Genomic DNA, 25,153 nt, shown 5'->3' with positions numbered 1-25,153 from the left:
CACTAATAGGCAGATTCCTAAGCATTACTCACCCGTCCGCCGCTAGGTTAAGTAGCAAGCTACCTTTCCCCGCTCGACTTGCATGTGTTAAGCCTGCCGCCAGCGTTCAATCTGAGCCATGATCAAACTCTTCAGTTTAATACTATGTAGTGCCTTAAAGGGCACCAATCTTGGCTCATCAATTTTCTGACAAATATTTCTCAAATAAACTTCGAGTAATTTCTACCATCAATCAATGAAAATAATTTCGATCAATCAACCAGTAAAAATCCACACAAGTTGTTCTTCATAATCTCTTAATGATCTTCTTAAAACCTCGTCAGTTTCAAGCTCCAACCCAATCACTTAACGTTTCGTTTCATGCATTGCGTTGGTGTGCTGCGTATTCTATACAGTTTCAAAACGAGCGCAAGGACTTTTCTTAAAAATATTCAAAAAAACCAATCATACGTTTATTTTTTAATCTAAAAGGCTATTTTTAACACTTTTTTGCGTTTTTCTAGCTAATTCCGCATGAAAAGTTTAAGCAAATGTTAATTTTCTAGCCTTCATCTCATAAAAAAAGATCACCTCAATGGTGATCTTTTTGATTCTTCATCAAAATATTTTAATTTGTCTGCTCAGCGAGCCAAGTCATAAATTTTTGACGTTCAGCTTTAGAAGCTTTCTGCCATAATTGAATCAGCTGCTGATCATTCTGGTCTGCTGACTGAGTATATACAGCTGAAGGTTGATTAACTGGTGTCGCAGCTTGAGTTGTCATATCTACTTTTTTAGTCAACACGCGATTTCCAAACCATGGTTTCGCTGCATCTTTAGCGCCCGCCTGCTGGACTAAGAGCTGATTTTTCGCATCATATAGGCCAATAATGGGCTGATCTTTATATTTTTGCGCTGCATCAAAATCTTTAGGCGCCTGAATAAGTGCTAAACGGTAAGTTTCACCATCTTTAAGGCTTGGTGTTTTTACCGTAACCACACCTGACTTTAAAATGTCATGTGAATTGTCTGAATGCTGGAAAAATTCGTTATAGCGTACGCTGATCGCATTTACACCTGCATCCAAGCTATAAGTCTGATTAGAACGTAATAGACCCGAGTTCACCTCTTGATCATTTACGGCAACAATTTTTATTTCTTCAGGTACTGTGACGGTCACTGCCGAAAAAACTGGTGTGCTAAACAGAAACACTGCTGCAGTTGCCGCAATACGTAAACCCATATCCTTTACTCATTTTTGGTTGTTTATTAAAAATTAGCTGCACTATGCCGCGCTTAAATGACAATCTTATGACATAAGCTAGAGCGATACAGCCTGTGTTTTTAGCATTTATTTGCTAGAGATATCACATCATATCCAAATCCAACTCTAAGACATAAAAAAAGAAGCATCAAAGTGCTTCTTTTTTTATAATCTAAAATCATTTATGCAAAAGTCTTAAAGCGCTCTGCATCATCCATAAAGGTTTTTTCACCTGCAGGTGCTTCAATTGACCCAAATACCAGTTGAGCGCGAAGCTTCCAGTGAGATGGAATCTCGAAAGTTTGTGCGACTTCTTCATCAATAATTGGATTGTAGTGCTGCAATGAAGCACCGATATTTTTTTCTGCCAAAGCGGTCCAGGTTGCAAACTGTGCAATAGCGGAAGAATGCTCAGACCAGACCGGGAAGTTATCGACATAGAGTGCAAACTGCTCCTGCATCGACTTCACCACATTCTGATCTTCATAAAACAATGCGGTACCATAACCCGCAGCAAAAGCATTGATCTTGCTATTAGTTGATTCAAATGCATCTGCTGAAACCAGGTCACGTAAAGTTTCACGTACAATATGCCAGAAAGTATCATGTGATTGACCAAATAAAATCACCACACGCGAGGTTTGCGAGTTAAAAGATGACGGACTGTGCTTCACCGCATCTTTAATGATTTTCTCAATTTCTGCTTGATCCAGATCTACATTTTTTCCAATTGAATAAATGCTACGGCGTTGTTTGATTTGATCTAAAAATGCCATGAACCCACCTCTGTATATTTTGGTTATTTGAAAATCGATAAAGTTATATTACGTGCTTTAAGCACCCAAGACAGGTGCATTTCGATAACAATGTGTTTTATTTATAGAACAATCAGATTTAGATCTGAGTAGCGTATTTGTATCTGATTTTATCCGCAGCTTCCATGCTGTCACATATAAAGTGTTCTATAAACTTTTAATTAAATACTTTGAAACGATGCTGATCCGGTTTTTGTAATTTTTCTGCTACTGTTTGTTCAATTGACCCAAAGCAAAGTTGTGCGCGTAACAACCAGTTCTTTTCAATCTGAAAATGCTCTGCGACCCTTTCATCAATCAGTGGATTATAGTGCTGTAAGGATGCCCCTAAGCCAGAATCTGCCAGCGTCGTCCATACGGCAAATTGCGCCATACCGGAAGTTTGTTCCGACCATGCTGGAAAATCCTCACTATTTAATGGCATTTTCTTTTGTAATTGTTGAATCACGGCTTGATCTTCATAAAATAAAACCGTGCCATAGGCCGCAGCACATTGATTCAACTTGATTTCAATTCCTTCGTAAATATGTGCCGGCATATACTGACGCTGCACCTGTTTCACAATTTCCCAGAATTGATGATGAGAATCTGCAAATAACACCACAATGCGCGTAGTTTGAGAATCATAAGCCGAAGGACAACTCCGCACTGCTTCCTGAATGATTTCGCCAAGATAAGCCTGACTATAATGTACCCGCTTACCGAGTTGATCGATACTACGGCGCTTTTTCAATTGATCGACAAAAGTCAGTTCTAAATCATCATTCAGTTTATTTTTTCTTGAAAATTTAAAATCCTTGGTTATATCGCTTGTTAATACCTGACCAATCTTATTTAGCAATGCCATTTTCTACCCCACAACAAACAAGCCAAATCAGCTTAGAGAATCCCCTACAATTATAAGGCCTTTATTAAGATAGGCAGATTTAGTGGTGGTTTTGCTGTTGATTTTTACAACACTCAAACCAGCCAAAAACAACAAAATCCGCACTTGGCGGAGTTTGTGTGAAGCATTGCGCATTATTTATTTTTCAGTTTCAAATAATGCAGCAACAAAAGATTTGGCAGAGAATGGACGCAAGTCATCAATTTTTTCACCCACACCAATAAAGCGAATCGGCACATGAGTACGACTGGCAATATTAAACAGTACCCCACCTTTGGCAGTACCATCAAGTTTGGTAATAGTTAAGCCCGTCAAGCCTACCGCCTCATCAAACATCTCGACCTGATTAATAGCATTCTGACCAGTACCGGCATCGACCACCAACATCACTTCATGAGGTGCAGTGGCATCGATTTTCTGCATTACACGTTTTACTTTAGTCAATTCCTGCATCAAATGACCTTTGTTATGCAAACGGCCCGCTGTGTCTGCAATCAATACATCCACACCTTTGGCACGCGCACTTTCAAAAGCATCGAAAATCACTGAAGCTGAGTCAGCACCATGACCCTGAGCAACAACCGCAATATTATTACGCTCACCCCAGATCTGGAGCTGTTCAGTTGCAGCCGCACGGAAAGTATCGCCTGCTGCCAACATGACGGTCTTGCCTTCACCTTGCAGGCGCTTTGCCAACTTGCCAATGGTAGTCGTTTTACCGACACCATTCACACCAACTACCAGAATCACATAAGGCGATTTATTCGGATCAATATGCAGCGGTTTTACCCGTGGTGCCAATAAAGCCACCAGTTCTTCCTGAAGCGCTTTATAGAGTGAATGCGAATAGATCAAATCACCACGTGCCGTACGTTCAGTCAGGTTAGCGATAATGGTCTTGGTGGCTTCCACACCGATATCGGCCACCAGAAGCTGCTCTTCGACTTCTTCTAATAATTCATCATCAATTTCTTTACCACCGATCAGGATATTTACCATCCCATCGGCAAGGTTTTTACGGGTTTTGGTTAAACCCACTTTCATACGGCTAAAGAAGCCACCTTTCGCCGCAGAATCTTCATTTTCAGTTTCTGTTTCGACAGGTGCAGAAACTACAGCTGTTTCGCTTGGCGTTTCTACGATAGGCACATTGACCGCAGGTAAGCTCGGTAATGTGACATCATCATCTCCGATATCAGCATCAATCAAAAATTTGTTTTGCCCATTAGATTGCTGTTGCATGCCGAATCCTTGAAAAGCATTGCGTTAAAAACCCAGATTCTACCATAACTTGCCTGCTTTGCAGCTAGCAATGCAAATGCTGGACAAACATACCAAAAAGCTACAGCTCTCGGTTGCTTTCAAGCACGCATTTATTAAAAATAACTCTAAATACAAACGCCTATTTCAGGAGATCTAGTGTTCATCACCTTTTTGACTATCTCCTCTTTCTCGCAAATGATCAAACAGACGCTTTATCCACTCGGTGCAGCAGTCTTGCTTAGCCTGAGTTTTAACTCGGTTCAGGCACAAACCCGAAGCGAATTGTCACGGACTACTTTTGAAACCACTTTAAGTAACGGTTTAAAAGTCATTATTCGGGAAGACCATCGTGCGCCCATGGTAATGATACAAATTTGGTACAAAGTCGGCAGTAGTGATGAATCCGGAAATATTCTGGGGGTATCCCATGCACTTGAACATATGATGTTCAAAGGCACTCATAAAGTCCCAAATGATGAATTTACCCGTCTTAGCCGGATTTATGGCGGCAGTATCAATGCAGCCACCTTTACCAATTACACCAATTATTATCAGCTTTATCCTAAGGCCTATTTTCCTATGGCCCTGGAACTTGAATCTGACCGGATGAGTAATTTATTACTTCGACAGCAGGACTTCGAGCCAGAAATTAAAGTCGTCATGGAAGAACGGCGCCAGCGCACCGATGACAATCCGCGTGCGCAAGCCTTTGAACGGTTTAAATGGATCAGTTATCCGACCAGTCATTATCGCCAGCCGGTGATTGGACACATGAAAACTCTGAATAATATTCAGTTGAATGATGTCAAAAAATGGTACCGGGATTGGTACAGTCCGAATAATGCCATTCTGGTGATTGTGGGGAATGTAGAATCTGAAGCTGCTTTGGCTCAGGTACAAAAATATTTTGCTGACATTCCCGCACGTCCAACACCGGCTCGCAATGACGTACTGGAGTTTGAGCGTTTGGGTTATCGGCATATGGAAATCAATAGCAATATTCAGGTGCCCAATCTGTACATGACCTGGAATGTAAAATCCCTTGGCACTGCCAAAAACCCCCAAGATGCTTATGCCTTGACCATTATTCGCAGTCTTTTGGACAGTGGCATTTCTTCGCGCCTGCAAGACCGATTGGTACGTGATCGTAAAATTCTGACCTCTGTCAGCGTTTCTTATGATCCCTATAATCGCGGCGACAGCCTGTTTGGTATTTCTGCCTTACCTGCGCCGGGCATCTCTTTGCAAGAAGCACAACAAGCAATTCAGGATGAAGTGGATTTACTTAAAACTACAGCGATGACCCAACAGGAAGTGGATCGTATCAGTACCCGCTTTATTTCCAATTTGATCTATAGCCAGGATGATATTGCCGGACAAGCCAAAATGATTGGAAATCTAGAGGTCAATGGCTTGAGTTATCGCCTGATGGATGAATTACCGAAACACTTTGAAAGTGTCAGCGTTCAGGATATCCAGCGTGTCGCAAACGCCTATTTTGTACGTGAAAATCTCAGCACGCTTTATCTCTCTCCTGAACAAAACACCCAGCAACGGGGATTATAATGCTTCAACTTCGTTCATTTTTGCTTATTTCAATTTTAAGTCTTAGCTCGGCTACCCATGCAGAAAACTATCTGGATCCCCAGCCTAACCAAAATGATAATCCGAGTCAGTTACAGTCTATCCCTTTGCTGCAAAGCTTAAAAAATATTAATCAGCAACGGGATTTTCAGGCGCCTTATATTCATGATCTAAATAATCGCTACAAAGTACGCACGCTGTTTGTTGAAACGCAAGATCTTCCCATGGTAGATATCCAGCTGACCTTTAATGCCGGTTCGGCCCGTGATCAGGAAATTGCCAAAGGCCTATATGGTCTATCCAATATGGCAGCCAGGTTGATGCGTGAAGGAACCGACAAATATAGCGCCAATCAGGTGGCGGAAGTTTTTGACCAAACCGGAGCACAATTCAGCGTACAAGCCTATCGGGATATGTTTGTGGTTCGTCTGCGTACGCTATCAGACCCGGAAAAACTGGAACCCGCATTGGGCATGCTGATGGAGGTTCTCAAGAATGCATCATTTAAACCATCCAGCATTAATCTGGCTTTAAGCAATACCCAAGTGGGACAAAAACAGCTGCAGGAAAATCCAAGCCGACTCATGGATATCCGTTTTTATCGTGCCCTATATGGTCAACACCCTTATGCAGAACCAATCACTGGTACCCAAGGCAGTACCAAGAAAATTAACGCAGAATTATTGAAAAAATTTCGTGATCAGTTTTTGGTGGCGCAAAATATGAATATTTCCATTACTGGAAAACTCAGCCCGAAACAGGCACTGGAACTGTCTGAACGTATTGCCGGTAATTTACCCCAAGGGCAAAAAGCAGTGCGATTGCCACAACCTGAAACTCAATCTGGTTTTGAAGTGGTACATCTACCCTATAACTCGTCTCAGGCGCATGTCACCTTTGGGCATTTAGGCCCAACTCGCTTTACTGAAGATAAACTGGCTTTAGAGGTCGCCAATCGCATGTTTGGCGGTAGCGGATTTAATGCGGTATTGATGCAGGAACTGCGGGTGAAACGTGGTTTTACTTATGGCGCTTATAGTTCGTTGAGCTTTAGTCAGGCACCGGGCGTATTCAGCTTTAAGTATTCCACGCGTCAGGATCAACTGCTAGATAGCATTCAGGTCGCACATCAAGCATTTATCAACTTTGTCAGTCAACCTATTGATACTCAGCGTCTGGAAGAAACCAAAGCAGGCATGTTACGTGCTTTTCCTAATAATTACAGCAGCAATGCCACCATTAATGCCCAGCTAGGCAATATGGGCTTCTATAGTGAGCAAAGTAATTATCTATCCAGTTATCCAGATCGGCTGGCTAAAATCACAGCGGCAGATGTACAAAATGCAGTGCGCAAGCATTTTCATCCTGATCGCTTAACCCTAGTCGTCGTCAACAAAGAACTGGATCAAAATGCCTTGAAAATGCGTTTGGAGCGAAATTTAATGGATGCCAATTATTACTTACCAACAAACCCTATGCCTAAGGCATCTCCACAGAGACCGGCGGAAGCTGACGTGCCCGAAGTGATTCCTGCTGATAGGCCTGCATCAATTTAAGATATTGCCCACGACGGATATGCTGCTGCTCTAATAAAGCGAGTGCCATATCCTGAGTTTGGGGAAGGTTTTGCTGTTTAGACAGTTGCTGAATCTGGGTGACTTGAGCAATGCTCAACGGACGATATAGAGCAAATGCGGCTAAAAGTAGAATGATCGCAATAATAAAAATAACCACACTGTTATAAATCTGTTCCAGTTTGATTCTGCTGAAAAATTGGCTTAGTTTTTCTGTATCTATAGACATACACTACCTCAGGTTAGAGGTAGTGTATGGTCGCAGTTACATAAGTTCAAGTCAGCGCACTGAATATTCATAAGAGCTGAATCCTGCTATTTCGAGGACTAATTCATGATTCTGGTAATAATTGTTGAATACAGCACCAATGCAACAACAAGCAATACCAGTGCAATTGCAAATTTACTTAAACCCGCTTCTGCTTCAGGCGGATGCAGACGATCCTCATCTGCAATGCGGACCAGCTCACCATTATAAAGCTTATAAAACTGCTCACGCTGGTTTTCATCCAGCGCACGGGTAAAGTCGTAGACTTCTTTACGTTGTGCCAGTCCATAATCACCCAGATGGGTATGTTTACTGAATATAGCTTGATCGAGTTTTTTACGATGCAAATCGGCAAGTTCCATAATTTGACCTGCAGTCGGAGGCATATCAAATTTCACACCATCTAAAGTTCTTGTCATCATGGCCTTCTCCTTATTGTTTGCTATCCATTTACAATGTAGCTTAATAATATTTATAGTTGTGTATAGTTTAATCAGTTAAACTATAACTTAAGTAAACAAATAAAATCGAATAGTTGACTTTTCCATTATTTTGTAATATTAGTTTAACAATACTAATTTATATTTGTATTTAGACTAAATAGTCTATCCTGTAATCATAATTAAAATTAAGGAGTTTTTATATGATACATCAACTCTCTCAACACGATCTGGAACATCTGTACGCAGATGCCGTGAATACCATTCAATCGCAAATGAACTTTGCTGATGCGGTAAAACAGCTTGAAGAAGCCGCTCGTGCTGGCCATGGTAAAGCAGCGCTTTTTTTAGCAGAACTTTATTATCAAGGTTTCCGTGTAGAACGAGATTCACTCAAAGCCCAGTACTGGCAAAACATGGCCACCATGCAAGCATAAAGAAACGTCACCTAGGTGGCGTTTTTTTCAGCCCTTTTTTCAATAAATAGCAATCAATACATATTTTCTTACGAATCCTTGCAAAGCTGAAACAGTAATTTCATATAAAGTTCCTAGAATAGAGCCTGAACTCCAATAGCACTTTATTCTAATGAAACCACGAAAAATTATTCAATTTGATCCGATCTGCAAAAACTTTCTGTTAAAGATCACGATGCTTAAATCTTTGATGAATTGTGGCGAGCTATGGGGCGCATATCACCAAGGCTGGGCGATGATGCGTGACCAGGAAGATTGTATCTTTCCATTCTGGCTCAATCCGCTGGATGCTAAAAATTATGCCCAGCAACATTGGCCGGATTACATTCCGCGTAAAATCAATTCTGAAGATTTTGAAAATGCATTATTGCCGACCCTGTCTCGACTGAATGTTACGCCAGCCCTGTTCAACACCAATGGAACCAAACTCAAACTGACTGCTGCACAGATGCGTCATCTGTTTTTTTCGCAACAAAGACTGCACATTGCTTAAATAACATGCTATTTATAAAGACTAAAACCTAAACACTTAGAGATGTTCAGGTTGAATACATACTCTAGGATTAATAATAAATTGACCAATAAGGATGATTAAGCATGACCAATGTGGCACAGGTGCTCAGTGAAAAAACACATCAAGCTATTTATACCATCCGTCCAGATTCTACCGTTTTAGAGGCCATCACTTTGATGGCAGATAAAGGAATCGGGGCGCTTGTGGTAACCCATGAAGACAACGTGGTGGGGATTTTGTCAGAGCGGGATTACACGCGTAAGATCGCCCTGATGCAAAGAACCTCATTCGACACCACTGTTAATGAAATCATGACCTCTAAAGTGATTACCGTAAATACAGCTACTAGCGTAGAAGACTGTTTATCTTTGATGACTGAACGCCACCTACGCCACTTACCTGTGGTCGAACATGAAAAACTGATCGGTCTGATTTCAATTGGGGATTTGGTCAAGGCCGCCATGGATGACCAACGCAAATTGATTGAACAGTTACAGCAATATATCTCAGGTTAAAACATCATCTAGCTTTCTCTAAGGCATTTGAAGATCACTTAAATGATACAAAATAAAGTTTTATATCTGATGCATAAAAAATCCCGGCACATGTACCGGGATTTTTTATATGAACATTTTGACTAAAATCAGTTGAGACCTAATTTTTCTGCAACATAATCTGAGTCTTTATCACCACGACCCGATAGGTTCACTACAATCTTGATATCTTTTGGCAATTTACCAGCTTCACGAATGGCCCAAGCCACCGCATGCGAACTTTCTAGTGCAGGTACAATGCCTTCTACACGTGACAAGGTCATGAATGCATCCAGACATTCCTGATCGGTCGCAGTCGTGTACTTTACCCGACCCAAATCTTTCAGCAAGCTATGCTGCGGCCCCACACCCGGATAATCCAGACCAGAAGCAATTGAATGCACTGGCAATGGCTCGCCCTGTTCATCTTCTAGCACATAACAGGCCATACCATGTAACTGGCTCGGTTTACCTAAGGTCAAAGTAGCTGAATGCATATCGGTATCTAAACCATGACCTGCCGGCTCAACGCCAACCAGTTTCACATCGGGTTCATTTAAAAATGCAGTGAATGCGCCTACTGCATTAGAACCACCACCAACACAGGCAACAACATAATCAGGATTTGCACCAAAACGTTCATTGGCCTGAACTTTAATTTCATCGCCAATAATCGACTGGAAATCACGCACCATCATCGGGAATGGATGCGGCCCAACCACCGAACCGATAGCATAGATGTAGTTTTTCGGGTCTTTTAAATATTCTTCAAAAGCGCTATCGACTGCATCTTTAAGCGTAGCTGTACCGCGAGTCACAGAAATCAGTTTGGCACCCAGAATTTTCATTTTCACGACATTTGGATGTTCTTTTTCGATATCCACTTGACCCATATGAATTTCACACGGAATACCGACAAGAGCACACGCGGTTGCCAATGCAACACCATGTTGACCGGCACCGGTTTCTGCGATGACTTTGGTCTTGCCCATATATTTGGCCAGTAAAGCTTCACCCAAGCAATGATTAATCTTATGTGCGCCGGTATGATTCAGGTCTTCACGTTTCAGATAAATTTGAGCTCCACCGAGCTGTTCAGAAAGACGTTTGGCATGAAATAGTGGACTTGGGCGACCGACATAATGGGCAAACAGGTCTTTCAGTTCATTCTGAAATTCTTCAGTCTGACGAATTTCCTGATAGGCCACATTAATATCATCCATGGCCTGTTTCAGATCGGGTGGAATAAACTGACCGCCATACTGACCAAAAAAACCCTCTTCATTGGGTAAGGCAATACCATTAATTTGATGAGTCATAATCATGCCCGAGATTTTAAATAAAAGATAATGAGTGACTTTATACTAGAATAATTTGTTTTAAAGCACTAATAACTATAGCTAAAGTCACTTATAGATAAATGGAATTAACGTGCCAGATATTTGGTCATGTCTTCAATGCCTTTCAGCGTCATTGGAAACATATGATTTTCAAATATTTGCTGGATCAGACCAATGGTATGGGTGTAATGCCAGTATTTTTCTTCTTCCGGATTCAGCCAGGCAGTTTTATCAAAATGCTGACGCAGACGCTGTAACCAGACCTGTCCAGCTTCATCATTCATATACTCAACCGAACCTCCGACAGAATTCAGCTCATACGGTGCCATACTGGCATCTCCGACCACAATCACGCGGTAATCACGGCCATAGGTATTGAACAAATCCCAGGTATTCATACGTGAACTGGAACGACGGATATTGTCTTTCCAGACATAGTCATAGAGACAGTTATGGAAATAGAAATATTCCAGGGTCTTGAATTCGGTTTTCGCCGCACTGAACAGCTTTTCACACTGGGCAATATGCGCATCCATCGAACCACCGACATCGAACAGCATTAAAACTTTGATGCGGTTACGACGCTCCGGCACCAACTGTACATCCAGAATGCCCTGCTTGGCCGTTTCACGAATCGTACCATCAATATCCAGTTCTTCGGCTGCACCCTGACGGGCAAATTTTCGTAGACGGCGCAATGCCATCTGCATCTGGCGGCTACCTAAAATCTGTTCATCATCCAGATTGCGATATTGACGCTGCTCCCAGACTTTCACCGCAGAACGCTTACGCCCCGGCCCACCAATACGCACGCCTTCAGGATGATCGCCATAGGCACCAAAGGGTGAAGTGCCACCGGTACCAATCATCTTGTTGCCGCCCTGATGTTTTTTATGCTGTTCGCGCAGACGCTCTTCTAGCATTTTCATCAGTTCTTCCAGCGATCCGGCTTTTTTCAGCTCTTCGCGCTGCTCCGGGGTCAAATGCTTTTCCAGCAACTCCAGATCAAACCAGTCTTTGGGCAGCTTATGCACCTGATTTAGCAGCTCATCCAGATCAAAGGTCGCGATACCATCAAAATAGTCTTTCATGGCACGATCGAACTTGTCGAAATAGCGCTCGTCCTTGACCATTACAATTTTGGCCAGCTGATAGAACTCGTCCTGATTGGCAAAGACCAGTCCTGCGGCAACTGCCTGATTCAGGTCAATCAGTTCGCGGGTCGATACCGGCACGCCGTATTTGCGTAAGGTATAAAACAGTCGCACAAACATGCGTGTTTCTCCCTTAACGACGTGACATAAATGCTAGACGTTCGAGCAACTGCACATCTTGCTCATTCTTGATTAATGCGCCGTACAGGGGCGGAATTGCTTTGGATTTATCAGTATTGCGCAGAATATCTTCGGGCATGTCGTCAGCCATCAGCAGGCTGAGCCAGTCGATCAGTTCAGAAGTTGAAGGTGGTTTTTTTAAACCCGGAATCTGACGTAATTTAAAGAAGACTTGCAAAGCCTCATTGACCAATGTGGTCGAGATATTGGCAAAATGCACATCGATGATTTCACGCATGGTGGCTTCATCCGGGAATTCGATGTAATGGAAGAAGCAACGACGCAGGAAAGCATCTGGCAATTCTTTTTCATTATTTGAGGTAATGATCACGATTGGGCGCTGAGTTGCGGTAATGGTCTCGCCAGTCTCGTATACATAGAACGACATTTTATCGAGTTCATGCAGCAAGTCATTTGGAAACTCGATGTCTGCCTTATCAATTTCATCAATCAACAGGACACAGCGCTCTTCACTGGTAAACGCTTCCCATAATTTACCCGGCTTGATGTAGTTCTTGATGTCATAGACACGGTCATCACCCAACTGACTATCGCGCAAGCGGGATACGGCATCGTATTCATACAGGCCTTGTTGTGCTTTGGTAGTGGACTTGATGTGCCAGGTGATCAGCTTCAAACCCAGACTTTCTGCGACTTGCTCGGCCAGCAAAGTCTTACCTGTACCCGGCTCACCTTTGACCAGCAACGGTTTTTGCAAACTGCGTGCAGCTTTCACCGCAAGTTTTAAACTGTCAGTCGCAATGTACTGATCGGTACCTGAAAATTGTTGAATATCAGCAGACATGATTGAACCTTATTTTTTACTTACAGCGGTGAACTTTTCTCGTGAACACGAATATTGCTTTTGTTCGACACATAGGTCGACCAGCAATAGCCAATCACAGATCCAATCCCAATGACAAATAAAATAAGTGACGCATTAATCCAAACCAGGGATTGCTCTTTGGTCAACACCCCAAATAACAGACCGAAGATCGCAGGTGCAATAGAAGCATTCGCCCCCTCAGATACCGTCGGTGTCAACAGAATGGCAAAGGCCACAATCCACAAAAAACCGCCCATAGGTTTAGGTAGACGTTTGGTTACGCCATACCAGCACCATAAAGCAATCAGGCTGCCGAGCAAATAAACTGCTACGGCAATGCTCTGTTCAGGAATTGAGTCTAATACAGCCACATAACCATTCATTTCACAACTCCTGAATTAACATTAAGCACCGCGTAAACCTTCTGGTGCGACCGCATTTGGATCAATCAAGCCTTCTGGTGGCATTTGCAGGAAGAAACCGCGGGTTTCAATAGAATCCATGACATGCAAGACATTGGCACGTGCCAGTTTACGTGATTCGCTTAATTCAAGATGCATGACAAAAGTCGCACGTCCAAATGCTGCCTGTACTGCTTCAGTCAATACGCTTAAAGGTTCGAATGTTTCAGCTTCGCTTTCATTCGCAGGACGCGCCACATACAGATACATTTCACTTTTTTTACTGGATTTGTAGATAGACACTTGCATATTTCAAACGACTTTTCTGGAAAAACAACCGCAAGGATACATCAAAAAAAAGACAGAAACATTAGCCACGTCTCATGCATCAGTCGTGATTTTGTATAATTGCTTTTTCTTTAACCAATCCTGTAGCTAATCACTCGCTGACTTTCATCTGGGTAGACAGATAAGATTCGTCCTGATGCAATACCTGAATCAGTGGCCGAGTTAATAACTCATAGCGCCACCCAAGCAGATAATCCGGCAGATCCTGTTCATCCTTGTGAAAAACTACATGCTGATACAGTGCATTCAACCATTTCTTGCGCATCAGCACTTCTTTGGGAATCGAGGTTTCATTGACGACATTCTGAATAATTGAATCAATTTTTTCGCCAATATCTTTGGAAGAATGGCGAATTGGACGTGCCAGACGTAAAGGCCAATTTGCCGGCTCCGGCAGGAATTTCAATAAATCTAAAATGGTTTTGCCATGCTCACGAACCACATTCGAACGAATGTCTTTCACATGACTCAGCTGGAAATTATTGCGCGGGAATTTTTCCACCAGATCAATCATGCTGGCATTTTTCAAAATGAAACTGCGTGGCTGATTCAGTGCTTTGGCAATCTGATCACGCCAAACCATTAATTGCTGCAATTGCATCAGCTGACGGCGTGAATGCCGGTAATTGCCGACATCCTGATACAACAAGGCAGTTGGGGTATCTTCGCCAATTTCCTGAGTCAGAAAACGGCAATCTTGCAAGGCAAAATCCAGCAGATCTTTCGAATCCAGATCCTGTTTAATTTTCTCTGACAGTTGCACCAGATAATGCACATCATTGGCAGCATAGAGCAACTGTTCGGAACTGAGTGGACGCGCCAACCAGTCAGAACGGGTCTGGTCTTTTTCGATATCGACTTCCAGCATCTGCTTCAATGCATTTTGATAGCTGACTTGCAGACCATGCCCAAGAAAAGACATGCCAACCTGAGTGTCAAATACATTACTCAGCGATTTCTTCTGGGTATAGTGATAGATCAGGTCGATATCTTCACTACAGGCATGAAAAATATTCTGCTGTGCGTTAAAAATTTTATTAAGGAACTCAGTCAGATCTAGCGTGGTTCCATCCAACAAATAGACCTTATTGTCTACGTTAATCTGAAAAACACCCAGCTTAGGCCATAAGGTATCAACCTTGATAAACTCGGTATCCAGCCCATACACTGAATTCTGATCCATCAGCTTCAGCACATGAGTTAAGTCGTTTTGATGTTGAATAAATTGAAACATAGAACTGAGTCTAAGATTAGATTCTCGATAGATCCATATTAACTGATCTATAGAATTTTTGTATAAAAAATAACGTCAATTCTGCCCTATTTCCTAAAAAATGGCGCTTACTTATCAGGATTTATATTCTAATTAATATCTTTTTTATATTAAAACTAACAAGATATTTAAGCTTAGCTTACTTCATGCGCATCCTGTTATGTACTGCCTGACTCAAGGTATGACTGTCGACATATTCCAGCTCACCACCTTGTGGTACGCCCTGGGCAATTCGGGTCATCTGGATCGGCAAATGCTTACTGGCCTCAACCAGATAATGCGCCGTAGCCTGACCTTCTACCGTGGCATTGGTTGCCAGAATCACTTCTTTCACCTGACCATTGGCCAAACGATGCAATAAGTACGGAATACCGATTTCTTCGGGACCAATACCATCCAGTGGCGATAAATGTCCGCCCAATACATGATATTTACCTCTGAAACTACCACTTTGCTCAATCGCCATGACATCTGCAGGTGATTCCACTACACAGAGCAGTTCATCATCACGATCCAGAGAGCTGCAAATATTGCAGACTTCGTCTTCGGTCAGAGAATGACAGACTGAACATTCATGAATGTGATTGGTTGCCTCAGTCAGCGCATGTGCCAGACCAATAGCACCCTCACGATTTTTCATGATCATATGCAATGCCATACGTTGAGCCGATTTTGGCCCAACGCTTGGCAAAATGCGTAATGCTTGAACGAGTTGATCAAAACGATCACTAAACATTGCGCATTCTTCCTTAGAACATACCTGCAAGACCAGGCGGTAAACCCATGCCTGAGTTCGCTGCTTTCATTCTTTCGTCAGATACCACTTCTGCCTGACGTGCTGCATCATTCATTGCCGCTGCAATCAGGTCTTCGATCATATCTGGATCATCCTGAAGTAATTCAGGATTGATTTCGATACGCTTCACCACGTTACGGCAAGTCATGGTCACTTTCACCAGACCGCCCCCCGCCTCGGCATGCACTTCAGTTTGCGCAAGCTCTTCTTTGGCTTTTTTTACGTTGTTTTCAACTTCTTTCTGCATGCGCTGAGCTTGCTGCATCAACATGTTAATGTTCATAAATATCTCCGAACATAAATTTATAAAATTAAATCAGGTCTAAACCGCGACGAATATCCTGGATAATATCACCAATCTCTTCCAAACCAACAGATACGCGAATTAAACCTTCACGAATACCAGCGGCTTCTTTGGCTTCAGGCGACAATTTACCGTGTGTCGTGGTCGCCGGATGGGTAATAGTCGATTTTACATCGCCCAGATTGCCGGTAATCGAAATAAACTGGGTATTGTCAATGACAGTCCACGCTTCCTCACGGCCACCTTTGACTTCAAAAGACACAATACCGCCAAAACCGCTCTGCTGTTTTGCTGCCAGTTCATGACCGACATGCTCAGGCAGGCCCGCATAATATACTTTTTCTACTTTTGGATGCTGATTCAAAAATTCAGCCAGTTGCTGAGCACTTGCTGAATGTTCACGCATACGCAAACGTAGTGTCTCCAAGCCTTTCAGGAAGACCCAAGCATTGAATGGGCTCATTGACGGGCCTGTGGTACGCACGTAGCCGAAGATTTCTTCTAGTAACTTGTGATTACCTACGACAGCACCACCCAAGGCGCGGCCCTGACCATCCAGATATTTAGTCGCAGAATACACTACCAAGTCTGCACCAAATTTGAGTGGTTGTTGTAACACAGGTGTACAGAAGCTGTTATCAATCGCCAGTAAAGCATTATTGGCATGCGCAATATCGGCGAGTCCCTGTATATCGGCTACTTCTGCTAAAGGATTGGATGGAGATTCAACAAAGAGAATTTTGGTTTCAGGCTTGATGGCATTTTTCCATGCATCAAGATCGGTCAAATCGACGAAATCAACGCTGACGCCAAATTTTGCGACATATTTTTCAAACATGGAAACCGTAGAACCGAAGACTGCACGTGAACAAATCACATGGTCGCCCGCTTTTAAAAAAGCCATCATCACTGCCATAATAGCTGCCATACCCGAACTGGTGGCGACGGCGCGCTCTGCACCTTCAAGTGCAGCCAGACGCTTTTCAAACATGGCAACGGTCGGATTGGTAAAGCGAGAATAGATATTGCCCGGTTCCTGGCCTGAGAATTTGGCTGCGGCTTCTGCAGCATTTTCATAAACAAAGGACGATGTTAGAAAAATCGGTTCGCCATGCTCACCTTCAAAAGTGCGGGTATGGCCGGTACGAATGGCTAAAGTTTCTAATTGGTAAGAAATATCGTCTTGCTGGCTCATCGCTTTACCTCAGCCCTCGGGCTGCCTTTTGTAAAAATTTGCCAACATTTTGAGCGCCTAAGCTATTTCAGGTCAAGGCATAATAAGCGATTATTGCTTAGACTTCGATCAATCCTCCCGCGGATACGGATATTTTATTTACATGATTCAGTTAAAACAAAACTTTCAGCGCCAGCAAAAAAAATTGAAACACCTTAGTACCCGGGTGTTTAATGCCTCCTCACTGATCCTGTCGCAAAAAACCCCTTTTGAATATATTGCCGGCACCGAGTTTTGCAAGATTCGTTATTACGCTTCACCCGAAAAAAAATATAAGGAGCCTCTGGTTTTTATCGCACCCTTGGCGATTAATATGGATATCTATGATCTGTATCCTTATCGCTCTCTGGTCAAGCATTTTCAGCATAGCGGTTTTGATGTCTATCTGGTGGAATGGAAACGCTTTAACTTTAAGCATCGTCACCTGAATTTTTTATCTTTTATCGATGCCGCCATTCCTCAATCCATTGAAACCATCTGCAAGCATTCGGGCAGTCAGTTCATTTCCTTGCACGGCTGGAGTATGGCTGGCGTGTTTGTCACGCTCTATACCGCCTTGCATTCGCCTGAACATGTCAAGAATCTGATCGTGGTGGGCAGTCCTATCGACAGTTATGCGTCAGGACGTGTCGGCAAACTTTTTTCTACGACTAATAAACTGATTTCTAAAAATAAGAATTTGCAACAAGCCATTCATCAAGGACTGATCCCGAAGCAATATATTCATACGCCGGGTATTGTAAATGCCTTGGGCTTCAAGTTACTCGATCCGATCGGCTGGCTCAAAAGCCAGAAGCAGTTTTTGCTGAATCTGGATCATGTCGAAGATGTCTATGAACATGCCACCATGGGAAATTTCCTGAACAAGATGATTGATTATCCAGGTGGGATTAATCAGGACATGGTGCTGCATTTATGGCTGCAAAATCCTTTAAAACAGGGTTCTATCACTTTGGATGGCCGTGTCGTTGATCTTAAAAATATCAGCTGCTCCCTGTTGGTAGGTGCAGGTCAAACCGATCAGATTGTCACAGAACAGTCAGCTAAGCCTTTGATGGAATTGACAAGTAGCCAAGATAAGACGTTTACTCTTATACCGGGTGGTCATCTTGGACTAATGTCGAACCAGAAAACGGCAAATACATTCTGGCCCAAAATGACGACCTGGCTGGTGCAGCGCTCTACACGTCTTGATGTTTAGTGTAGATTCCCCGCACCAGAAAAAAATATTAAATAGCTTTAAACATATTCAGAGGGTACAGCATGATTCAGTCAGTGGCATTTATCGGCCTAGGTGCAATGGGTTTTCGTATGGCTGCACATTTACCCAAGCAGTTTGATACGGTCTATGTCTGGAACCGCAGCTTTAACAAAGCAGAGCAACATGCGGCTGAATATGGCACCCAAGCCGTCACACTGGAACAGGCCGTACAGGCAGATGTGATTTTTTCATGCTTGCCAACTAGCGCTGACGTTGAACGACTTCTGGAAAATTTACCGCTTAAATCCGGTTCAGTCTGGGTCGACTGCACCAGTGGTGTACCGGATTCTGCCCAAAAACTGGCAGTACAACTGGCTAAACATGGGGTAATCTTTCTGGATGCACCGGTCAGCGGCCAAACCGTTGGTGCTGAAAATGGTACATTAACCGTGATGGTGGGCGGTAATGCAGAGGGCTATGAAAAAGCCCTTCCTGCGATGCAGGCATTTGGCAAGCTGATCAAGCATGTCGGTGAATCTGGCGCGGGTTTTGCAGTGAAGGCCGTAAATAATATGTTAATGGCTGTAAACCTGTGTGCCGTTGCTGAGGGCTTTACTACCTTGAAAGCGCATGGGGTAAACCTGCATGAAGCACTGGATTGTATTAATGCTTCAAGTGGTAAAAGTATGGTGACTGAAACCGTATTGCCACAGCGTATTTTAAACCGCAGTTTTCCTGTAACCTTTGCCCTGCCACTCTTGGCCAAAGATACAGGCATTGCAATCGACCTTGCACGTGAAGCCAAACTTTCTGCGCCTGTGCTCTCGTTGACCCAGAATCTGATTCAGGCGGCCAGCGATCTGTCGGATAAAAACAGTGATTTTTCCAGTGCTGTGAAAATGTATGAATCATGGAGTAATATTACCATCGAGTAATATCTCGCCATTGAATAATGATAACGAAACCTCATATTGTGACTAGTAGGCAGGCACATATAGTGGATAACCCAGAGGAAACTCTCATGAAGAAATTTTCTGTTGCAGCATTGATTGGCTTTGCAACTTTGTTCGGGGCTTCAACATCGGTTCTTGCATCTGAACAAGAGTGCAAAAAATTAAAAAATGATCATGACGTGATTTATGCGTCTAAAGGTTTCTGTTTCAAAGATCCTGAAGCAAAAGCCAAGTTTGGTAATGACAATTGCTATACAACCAAGCCAAAATTCTCGGAAAAAGAGCAACAACGTCTTGACGCGATCAAAGATCGTCAGAAAGAATTGAACTGTAAATAATTCAGTTTAATGACGCTCAAGGAATATACTTATGACTTATGATGATCAGAATACTTTTGCACGAATTCTACGCGGTGAACTTCCTGCGATAAAAGTGTATGAAGATGACCAGGTTCTTGCATTTATGGACATCATGCCTCAGGCAGAAGGTCATACTCTCGTGGTTCCGAAAACTCCGGCGATCACTTTACTGGATCTACCCCCTGAAGCTGCAGCCTATACGATTCAGATCGTACAGAAAGTTGCAAAAGCCATTGAAAAAGGTTTAGGTGTGGACGGTATCGTGCTGATGCAATTATCAGGGGCCGCAGCGGGTCAGACCGTACCACACGTACATTTCCATCTGGTTCCTACCTCTTTGCATAATCTGGGCAAACATGCTGCACAGATGGGCGACCAGGAAAAAATTAAAGCGCTGGCTGAGAAAATTAAAGCTGCCCTTTAAGCTATTCTTAATATCTAAAAATGGAGCTTCGGCTCCATTTTTTATGTCTGATGTATTTCACCCTAAATTAAGCCACTAAAATATCAATAAAAGTCACCTAGCCTATTTTTAAGTTTTGCAGCAAACACCGAGCTTAGCTGTATTTGCATCAATCCTGCTTACCCCACTCATAATCCTATAAAAAATAAGGTAATGATTGTCTTTAATATTTCTGAAATATTTCCTTAATCATATTGACTTATTTGTAATGAATACTTGGCACCCATAGAGCAGTAGATGTTTCAAAACAATACTGAAACTTGTTTTTAAGACGATGAATAAAAAAGTCTTTATTGGAGCAACACATGAAAAAAACGTTATCTGCATTAGCAATCGGGGCAACAATTTTAACACCAGTGATGGCAGCTGCTGCTGATGTTAAAGTGTATGGTCGTGCACACGTTTCTTTAGATTATCTGGATGATGGCCAGGATTATAACGAAGTAGGTCTTTCTTCAAACTCTTCACGCCTAGGCTTTAAAGCTGAACAAAAATTAGAAAACGGTATGACCGTATTTGGTCAAATCGAACAGGAAATTAACTTTGCAAGTGGTTCTGCAAATGATGATGTTGAATTTGCAACTCGTGATACTTTTGTTGGTTTAAAAGGTGATTTCGGTCAAGCGCGTATCGGCCGTTTTGACAGCCCATTCAAAGTAGCACGTGGCCCGGTCAACTTCTTTGGTGATATGGTCGGTGACGTTCGTAACGTCACGCGTGTAGGCAACCTGCGTTTTGATGAACGTAATGCCAATACCATTGAATATAAATCACCAAAATTTGCTGGCGGTTTCAACGTATTAGGTGCGATGTCACTACATGAAACTAATAGTCCGGATGCTACTAAAGATGGTGCCAAGGACAAAGATAAAGCATATGACCTCGCTTTAACCTATAAAGAAGGTAAAGTTGATTTCGCTGCTGCCTATGAACACTATGAAGAAGAAGCTGCCCGTGGTGAGCGCGATGGTTTCCGTATTGCTGGTGCTTACAAAATCACCCCTGAATTCAATCTGGGCGGTTTATACCAATTCCTTCAACATGATAATTCTGAAGCAAACCCAGATGCACAAGTATTTGGTGTAGCCGGTGAATATAAATTTGCACCAAAAACCTCATTCCGTGGTGAAGTATTCCACCGCGATGTGGATGCCGATGATGCGAATGCAACTTTACTGGCAATCGGACTTGAACACCGTTTAGATCCAACAGTCCGCATTTATGGCAACATAGCAACTGTACTAAATGATGAAAACTCAAACCTTACCCCTTGGGCACAAGGTCGTACCAATGCTGTAAGTGGCGCACGCGGTGAAGACAGCCTAGGTCTTTCTCTAGGCATGCGTTACGACTTCTAAGTCCAGTCTCCCTCACAAAGCTTAAAAAGAACATGCCTCCAGCATGTTCTTTTTTTGGTGTGTTTTTTATCAATATAAATATGATGTGAAAGATTATGATACTGATATTCAACTCTTATAAAACCAACCAATTTAGTTAGATTAATTTTATTCTTTATTTTAAAACCAAGCATTTTAATCAGATTAAAAAATATTAATCCAACTAAAATAATCTACATTCAAATATATAAATATAAGCATTTTAGTCGGATTTAAAAATCAAAAAAATTACATAAAATAATAAAAAATATTTAGAATAAATTTTAACTTATATAAATATATATTTATCATTTTCAAATACTTATAAATATATATTTATTTAAACTGTATCGCCTATTTATTTTTTAGTTACAATAGATTAATAATATACAACAAGTCATATAACAGGCTTAGTCGAATGAGCTTAGTTCCCAAAAATCTAAACCAGAGAGTGGTTAGAGAAATAACCGCTATTTTAATTATCAAGGTTATTCTACTGATGGTAATTAAAAATATCTGGTTTGATGCGCCTACGATTCCTAAAAATTTTGATAACCAAGTCGCCGAGCGTATCGCCGGCAATCCTTCCCAAATCCAGGAGACACGTTGATGATTTCTGAAAGCGTGGTCGATCTCTCGCGGTTCCAGTTCGCCATGACCGCGATGTATCACTTTATTTTTGTTCCACTGACTTTAGGCCTGGCTTTTTTGCTTGCCATTATGGAAACCACCTATGTGATTTCCGGCAAAGAAATCTATAAAGACATGACCAAGTTCTGGGGAAAACTGTTTGGTATTAACTTTGCCTTAGGGGTAACCACCGGCCTGACCATGGAGTTCCAGTTCGGAACCAACTGGGCATATTACTCGCATTATGTCGGTGATATTTTCGGTGCACCGCTGGCGATTGAAGGTTTGATGGCCTTCTTCCTTGAATCGACATTTATTGGCTTGTTCTTCTTTGGTTGGGATCGTCTGTCCAAAGTGCAACATCTGGCCGTAACCTGGCTGGTGGCTTTAGGCTCGAACATGTCCGCACTCTGGATTCTGGTCGCCAATGGCTGGATGCAAAACCCGGTCGGTTCGGCATTTAACTATGAAACCATGCGTATGGAAATGGTGGACTTTGCTGCACTGATTTTTAACCCGGTCGCTCAGGTTAAATTTGTGCATACCGTATCTGCCGGTTATGTCACAGGTGCTATTTTTGTACTGGCCATTTCAAGTTATTACATGCTGAAAAAACGTGACTTGCCGTTTGCACGCCGTTCTTTTGCCATTGCAGCCATCTTCGGGCTTGCCTCTACACTTTCGGTGATTTTACTGGGTGATGAATCAGGTTATGAGCTGGGCGATGTACAGAAAACCAAACTGGCAGCAATTGAAGCAGAATGGGATACCCACCCTGCACCTGCACCTTTTACTTTGTTCGGTATTCCGAATACGGAAACCATGACTACAGATTATGCAGTGAAAATTCCTTATGTGATGGGTCTGATCGCTACACGCTCTACGACTGAACAAGTCACAGGTATTAAAGACCTGCTGGTTCAGCATGAAGCGCGTATCCGTAATGGTATGGTGGCCTATTCACAACTGGAAAAATTACGTGCGGGTGATCAGTCTCCAGAACTGAAAACCGCTTTTGAAGAAAGTCAAAAAGACCTCGGTTATGGTCTGCTGCTAAAGAAATACACGCCAAATGTCGTTGATGCCTCTGATGAGCAAATCAAAGCAGCCGCTAAAGATACCATTCCACACGTACCAAGTCTGTTCTGGGCCTTCCGTGCCATGGTAGCTTCCGGCTTCCTGATGCTACTTCTATTTGCACTGGCAACTTTTGCGGTAGCAAAACGTAATGCAGAAAACAAACCATGGTTATTGAAATTTGCTTTATTTGCACTGCCTTTACCTTGGGTTGCTGCGCAAACCGGCTGGTATGTAGCAGAAGTAGGTCGTCAACCTTGGACCATTGGTGAGGTATTACCGACGCATCTTTCAGCATCAAGCTTAAGCACAGGTGATGTCTGGGGTTCAATCCTTGCATTGGCAGCATTCTATACCGTGTTACTGATTATTGAAATGTATCTGATGATCAAGTTCTCACGTCTTGGCCCAAGCTCACTGCATACCGGTAAATACCATTTTGAAAAGCTTGCAGCTGCAGAGAAGGCAAATGGGGAGACTCAAGCATGATCGAATATGAATTATTAAAAATCATTTGGTGGGTGCTGGTCGGCGTATTGCTGATTGGCTTTGCCCTCACCGATGGCTTCGATATGGGCTCCATGGCGATCATGCCATTTGTGGGCAAAAATGATAGTGAGCGCCGTGCAGCGATCAATACTATTGCACCGCACTGGGACGGTAACCAAGTTTGGTTTATTACTGCCGGCGGTGCGTTATTCGCTGCCTGGCCAATGGTCTATGCAACTGCCTTCTCCGGCATGTACTGGGCCCTGTTGCTGGTCCTGTTTGCCCTGTTCCTGCGTCCGGTCGGTTTTGACTATCGCTCAAAACTGGAAAATACCAAATGGCGCAATTCATGGGATTGGGGTCTAGCGATTGGTGGTGCAGTTCCTGCATTGGTCTTTGGTGTGGCATTCGGTAACATGTTCCTGGGTGTGCCATTTACTCTAGATGAAACTGTACGTTCTACTTATACTGGCAGCTTCTTTGCACTACTGAATCCGTTTGCTATTGTGTGTGGTCTGGTCAGCTTATCGATGCTGTGTGCACATGGTGGTGCATGGTTAATGCTACGTACTGATGGTGACCTACGCCAACGTTCTGCCAAAGCAACACAAATCATGGGTCTGGTTTATCTGGTTACCTTCCTGGCTGCAGGCGCTTGGCTGTACTTTGGTGGTATTCAAGGTTATACACTGGTTACACCTTTTGATACCAATGGTGTTGCCAACCCGCTCGCCAAAGAAGTGCTGACCAATGCCAATCCAGGCTGGATGAATAACTACTCGACTTATCCAATCACGATGGCAGCGCCTATTGCCGGCATTTTGGGCGGTTTGATCATTGTACTGGCAGCAGGTAAAAATAAAGCAGGCTTGAGCTTCCTGGGTTCATCTCTGGCAGTTATCGGTGCAATTCTGACTGCTGGTTTCGCCCTATTCCCTTTCCTGATGCCTTCAAGCATTAACCCGGTTGCAAGTCTGACCATGTGGGATGCGGTATCTAGTAAAAATACCTTAACCGTTATGACCGTTGCTGCCTGTATCTTTGTTCCACTGATTCTGATCTATACCACTTGGTGTTATTACAAGATGTGGGGCGTGATTACCAACAAACACATTGAAGATAATTCACACAGCCTGTACTAAGGGCTGTGTCT

General features: G+C 42.8%; 28 protein-coding genes and 1 rRNA gene. 13 read left to right on the top strand and 16 right to left on the bottom strand.

Annotated features, from left to right (window positions below):
* From AC13CK_RS16660 to ftsY, 5 genes are all read right to left on the bottom strand, one after another.
* Positions 1-138 (bottom strand): 16S ribosomal RNA (locus tag AC13CK_RS16660); the annotation flags it as partial.
* 469 nt (positions 139-607) lie between these two features.
* Complete coding sequence (locus AC13CK_RS16655) at positions 608-1,222, bottom strand: DUF2057 family protein (RefSeq protein ID WP_253114260.1); 615 nt, start codon at positions 1,220-1,222, stop codon at positions 608-610.
* A gap of 203 nt (positions 1,223-1,425) precedes the next feature.
* Positions 1,426-2,019, bottom strand: a complete 594-nt coding sequence (locus AC13CK_RS16650; RefSeq protein WP_482831319.1) for a nitroreductase family protein — start codon at positions 2,017-2,019, stop codon at positions 1,426-1,428.
* Between the two features lie 196 nt (positions 2,020-2,215).
* A complete protein-coding gene (locus tag AC13CK_RS16645; protein ID WP_253102229.1) occupies positions 2,216-2,905 on the bottom strand; it encodes a nitroreductase family protein in 690 nt (229 codons plus the stop codon).
* A 177-nt stretch (positions 2,906-3,082) separates the two neighbouring features.
* Complete coding sequence (gene ftsY, locus AC13CK_RS16640; RefSeq protein WP_004278679.1) at positions 3,083-4,186, bottom strand: signal recognition particle-docking protein FtsY; 1,104 nt, start codon at positions 4,184-4,186, stop codon at positions 3,083-3,085.
* Positions 4,187-4,363: 177 nt separating this feature from the next.
* On the opposite strand from ftsY, the gene AC13CK_RS16635 reads away from it, so the two are divergent.
* Positions 4,364-5,773: a M16 family metallopeptidase gene (locus AC13CK_RS16635; RefSeq protein ID WP_482831318.1), complete on the top strand. Its 1,410-nt coding sequence runs from the start codon at positions 4,364-4,366 to the stop codon at positions 5,771-5,773.
* Entirely contained in the window at positions 5,773-7,347 is a 1,575-nt protein-coding gene (locus AC13CK_RS16630) for a M16 family metallopeptidase (protein WP_482831317.1), read from the top strand. Before AC13CK_RS16635 ends, AC13CK_RS16630 begins: the two co-directional genes overlap by 1 nt.
* Here AC13CK_RS16630 and AC13CK_RS16625 read toward each other — a convergent pair.
* Positions 7,271-7,594 (bottom strand): hypothetical protein, encoded by a 324-nt coding sequence (locus AC13CK_RS16625; protein WP_004645254.1) that lies wholly within the window; start codon positions 7,592-7,594, stop codon positions 7,271-7,273. The genes AC13CK_RS16630 and AC13CK_RS16625 overlap by 77 nt on opposite strands.
* A 98-nt stretch (positions 7,595-7,692) precedes the next feature.
* Entirely contained in the window at positions 7,693-8,052 is a 360-nt protein-coding gene (locus tag AC13CK_RS16620; protein WP_034436454.1) for a hypothetical protein, read from the bottom strand.
* Positions 8,053-8,276: 224 nt separating this feature from the next.
* Between AC13CK_RS16620 and AC13CK_RS16615 the strand changes: the two genes are divergently transcribed.
* The 3 genes from AC13CK_RS16615 to AC13CK_RS16605 all read left to right on the top strand — a co-directional run bounded on the left by AC13CK_RS16615 (position 8,277) and on the right by AC13CK_RS16605 (position 9,578).
* A complete protein-coding gene (locus AC13CK_RS16615) occupies positions 8,277-8,510 on the top strand; it encodes an SEL1-like repeat protein (protein ID WP_005252035.1) in 234 nt (77 codons plus the stop codon).
* A gap of 151 nt (positions 8,511-8,661) precedes the next feature.
* Positions 8,662-9,042, top strand: a complete 381-nt coding sequence (locus AC13CK_RS16610) for a DUF2750 domain-containing protein (protein WP_004645256.1) — start codon at positions 8,662-8,664, stop codon at positions 9,040-9,042.
* A gap of 104 nt (positions 9,043-9,146) precedes the next feature.
* The gene (locus tag AC13CK_RS16605; RefSeq protein WP_005252037.1) at positions 9,147-9,578 is read left to right on the top strand and encodes a CBS domain-containing protein; all 432 of its coding nucleotides are present in this window, start codon (positions 9,147-9,149) and stop codon (positions 9,576-9,578) included.
* Positions 9,579-9,706: 128 nt separating this feature from the next.
* On the opposite strand, the gene trpB is transcribed toward AC13CK_RS16605, so the two are convergent.
* The 9 genes from trpB to AC13CK_RS16560 all read right to left on the bottom strand — a co-directional run bounded on the left by trpB (position 9,707) and on the right by AC13CK_RS16560 (position 17,413).
* Entirely contained in the window at positions 9,707-10,915 is a 1,209-nt protein-coding gene (gene trpB, locus AC13CK_RS16600) for a tryptophan synthase subunit beta (protein ID WP_482831316.1), read from the bottom strand.
* A 107-nt stretch (positions 10,916-11,022) separates the two neighbouring features.
* Positions 11,023-12,210, bottom strand: a complete 1,188-nt coding sequence (locus tag AC13CK_RS16595) for a vWA domain-containing protein (protein ID WP_482831315.1) — start codon at positions 12,208-12,210, stop codon at positions 11,023-11,025.
* Positions 12,211-12,223: 13 nt separating this feature from the next.
* Positions 12,224-13,075 (bottom strand): AAA family ATPase, encoded by an 852-nt coding sequence (locus tag AC13CK_RS16590; RefSeq protein ID WP_004278691.1) that lies wholly within the window; start codon positions 13,073-13,075, stop codon positions 12,224-12,226.
* A gap of 20 nt (positions 13,076-13,095) precedes the next feature.
* Positions 13,096-13,479: a hypothetical protein gene (locus tag AC13CK_RS16585; protein WP_005106668.1), complete on the bottom strand. Its 384-nt coding sequence runs from the start codon at positions 13,477-13,479 to the stop codon at positions 13,096-13,098.
* Positions 13,480-13,500: 21 nt separating this feature from the next.
* Positions 13,501-13,806, bottom strand: coding sequence for a YcgL domain-containing protein (locus AC13CK_RS16580; protein WP_004278695.1), 306 nt, complete (start codon positions 13,804-13,806; stop codon positions 13,501-13,503).
* Between the two features lie 130 nt (positions 13,807-13,936).
* Positions 13,937-15,079, bottom strand: coding sequence for a ribonuclease D (locus tag AC13CK_RS16575; RefSeq protein ID WP_005252043.1), 1,143 nt, complete (start codon positions 15,077-15,079; stop codon positions 13,937-13,939).
* 178 nt (positions 15,080-15,257) lie between these two features.
* A complete protein-coding gene (gene recR, locus AC13CK_RS16570; RefSeq protein WP_005100074.1) occupies positions 15,258-15,854 on the bottom strand; it encodes a recombination mediator RecR in 597 nt (198 codons plus the stop codon).
* Between the two features lie 13 nt (positions 15,855-15,867).
* On the bottom strand, positions 15,868-16,197 hold the full coding sequence (locus AC13CK_RS16565) for a YbaB/EbfC family nucleoid-associated protein (protein ID WP_004278699.1): 330 nt from the start codon (positions 16,195-16,197) through the stop codon (positions 15,868-15,870).
* Between the two features lie 28 nt (positions 16,198-16,225).
* The gene (locus AC13CK_RS16560) at positions 16,226-17,413 is read right to left on the bottom strand and encodes an O-succinylhomoserine sulfhydrylase (protein WP_005266235.1); all 1,188 of its coding nucleotides are present in this window, start codon (positions 17,411-17,413) and stop codon (positions 16,226-16,228) included.
* 142 nt (positions 17,414-17,555) lie between these two features.
* On the opposite strand from AC13CK_RS16560, the gene AC13CK_RS16555 reads away from it, so the two are divergent.
* The 8 genes from AC13CK_RS16555 to cydB all read left to right on the top strand — a co-directional run bounded on the left by AC13CK_RS16555 (position 17,556) and on the right by cydB (position 25,142).
* Positions 17,556-18,653 carry an alpha/beta fold hydrolase gene (locus AC13CK_RS16555; RefSeq protein ID WP_005252044.1) on the top strand — a complete coding sequence of 366 codons (1,098 nt, stop codon included), beginning with the start codon at positions 17,556-17,558 and terminating at the stop codon, positions 18,651-18,653.
* A gap of 62 nt (positions 18,654-18,715) precedes the next feature.
* Positions 18,716-19,588, top strand: coding sequence for an NAD(P)-dependent oxidoreductase (locus AC13CK_RS16550; protein ID WP_425879801.1), 873 nt, complete (start codon positions 18,716-18,718; stop codon positions 19,586-19,588).
* Between the two features lie 86 nt (positions 19,589-19,674).
* Positions 19,675-19,944 (top strand): YARHG domain-containing protein, encoded by a 270-nt coding sequence (locus AC13CK_RS16545; protein ID WP_004278704.1) that lies wholly within the window; start codon positions 19,675-19,677, stop codon positions 19,942-19,944.
* A gap of 31 nt (positions 19,945-19,975) precedes the next feature.
* Complete coding sequence (locus AC13CK_RS16540) at positions 19,976-20,389, top strand: HIT family protein (protein WP_425879802.1); 414 nt, start codon at positions 19,976-19,978, stop codon at positions 20,387-20,389.
* Positions 20,390-20,733: 344 nt separating this feature from the next.
* A complete protein-coding gene (locus AC13CK_RS16535) occupies positions 20,734-21,786 on the top strand; it encodes a porin (RefSeq protein WP_425879803.1) in 1,053 nt (350 codons plus the stop codon).
* 436 nt (positions 21,787-22,222) lie between these two features.
* A complete protein-coding gene (cydP, locus tag AC13CK_RS16530) occupies positions 22,223-22,414 on the top strand; it encodes a cytochrome oxidase putative small subunit CydP (protein WP_004278707.1) in 192 nt (63 codons plus the stop codon).
* On the top strand, positions 22,414-24,000 hold the full coding sequence (locus tag AC13CK_RS16525) for a cytochrome ubiquinol oxidase subunit I (RefSeq protein WP_482831314.1): 1,587 nt from the start codon (positions 22,414-22,416) through the stop codon (positions 23,998-24,000). Before cydP ends, AC13CK_RS16525 begins: the two co-directional genes overlap by 1 nt.
* Complete coding sequence (gene cydB / locus AC13CK_RS16520) at positions 23,997-25,142, top strand: cytochrome d ubiquinol oxidase subunit II (protein ID WP_004645267.1); 1,146 nt, start codon at positions 23,997-23,999, stop codon at positions 25,140-25,142. The genes AC13CK_RS16525 and cydB overlap by 4 nt, the downstream gene beginning before the upstream one ends.
* Positions 25,143-25,153 lie beyond the last annotated feature (11 nt).

It is taken from the genome of Acinetobacter sp. L-24, from assembly GCF_056857555.1.
The sequence above is the reverse complement of the archived record's forward strand: the minus strand, read 5'-3'. Positions and strand labels throughout refer to the sequence as shown.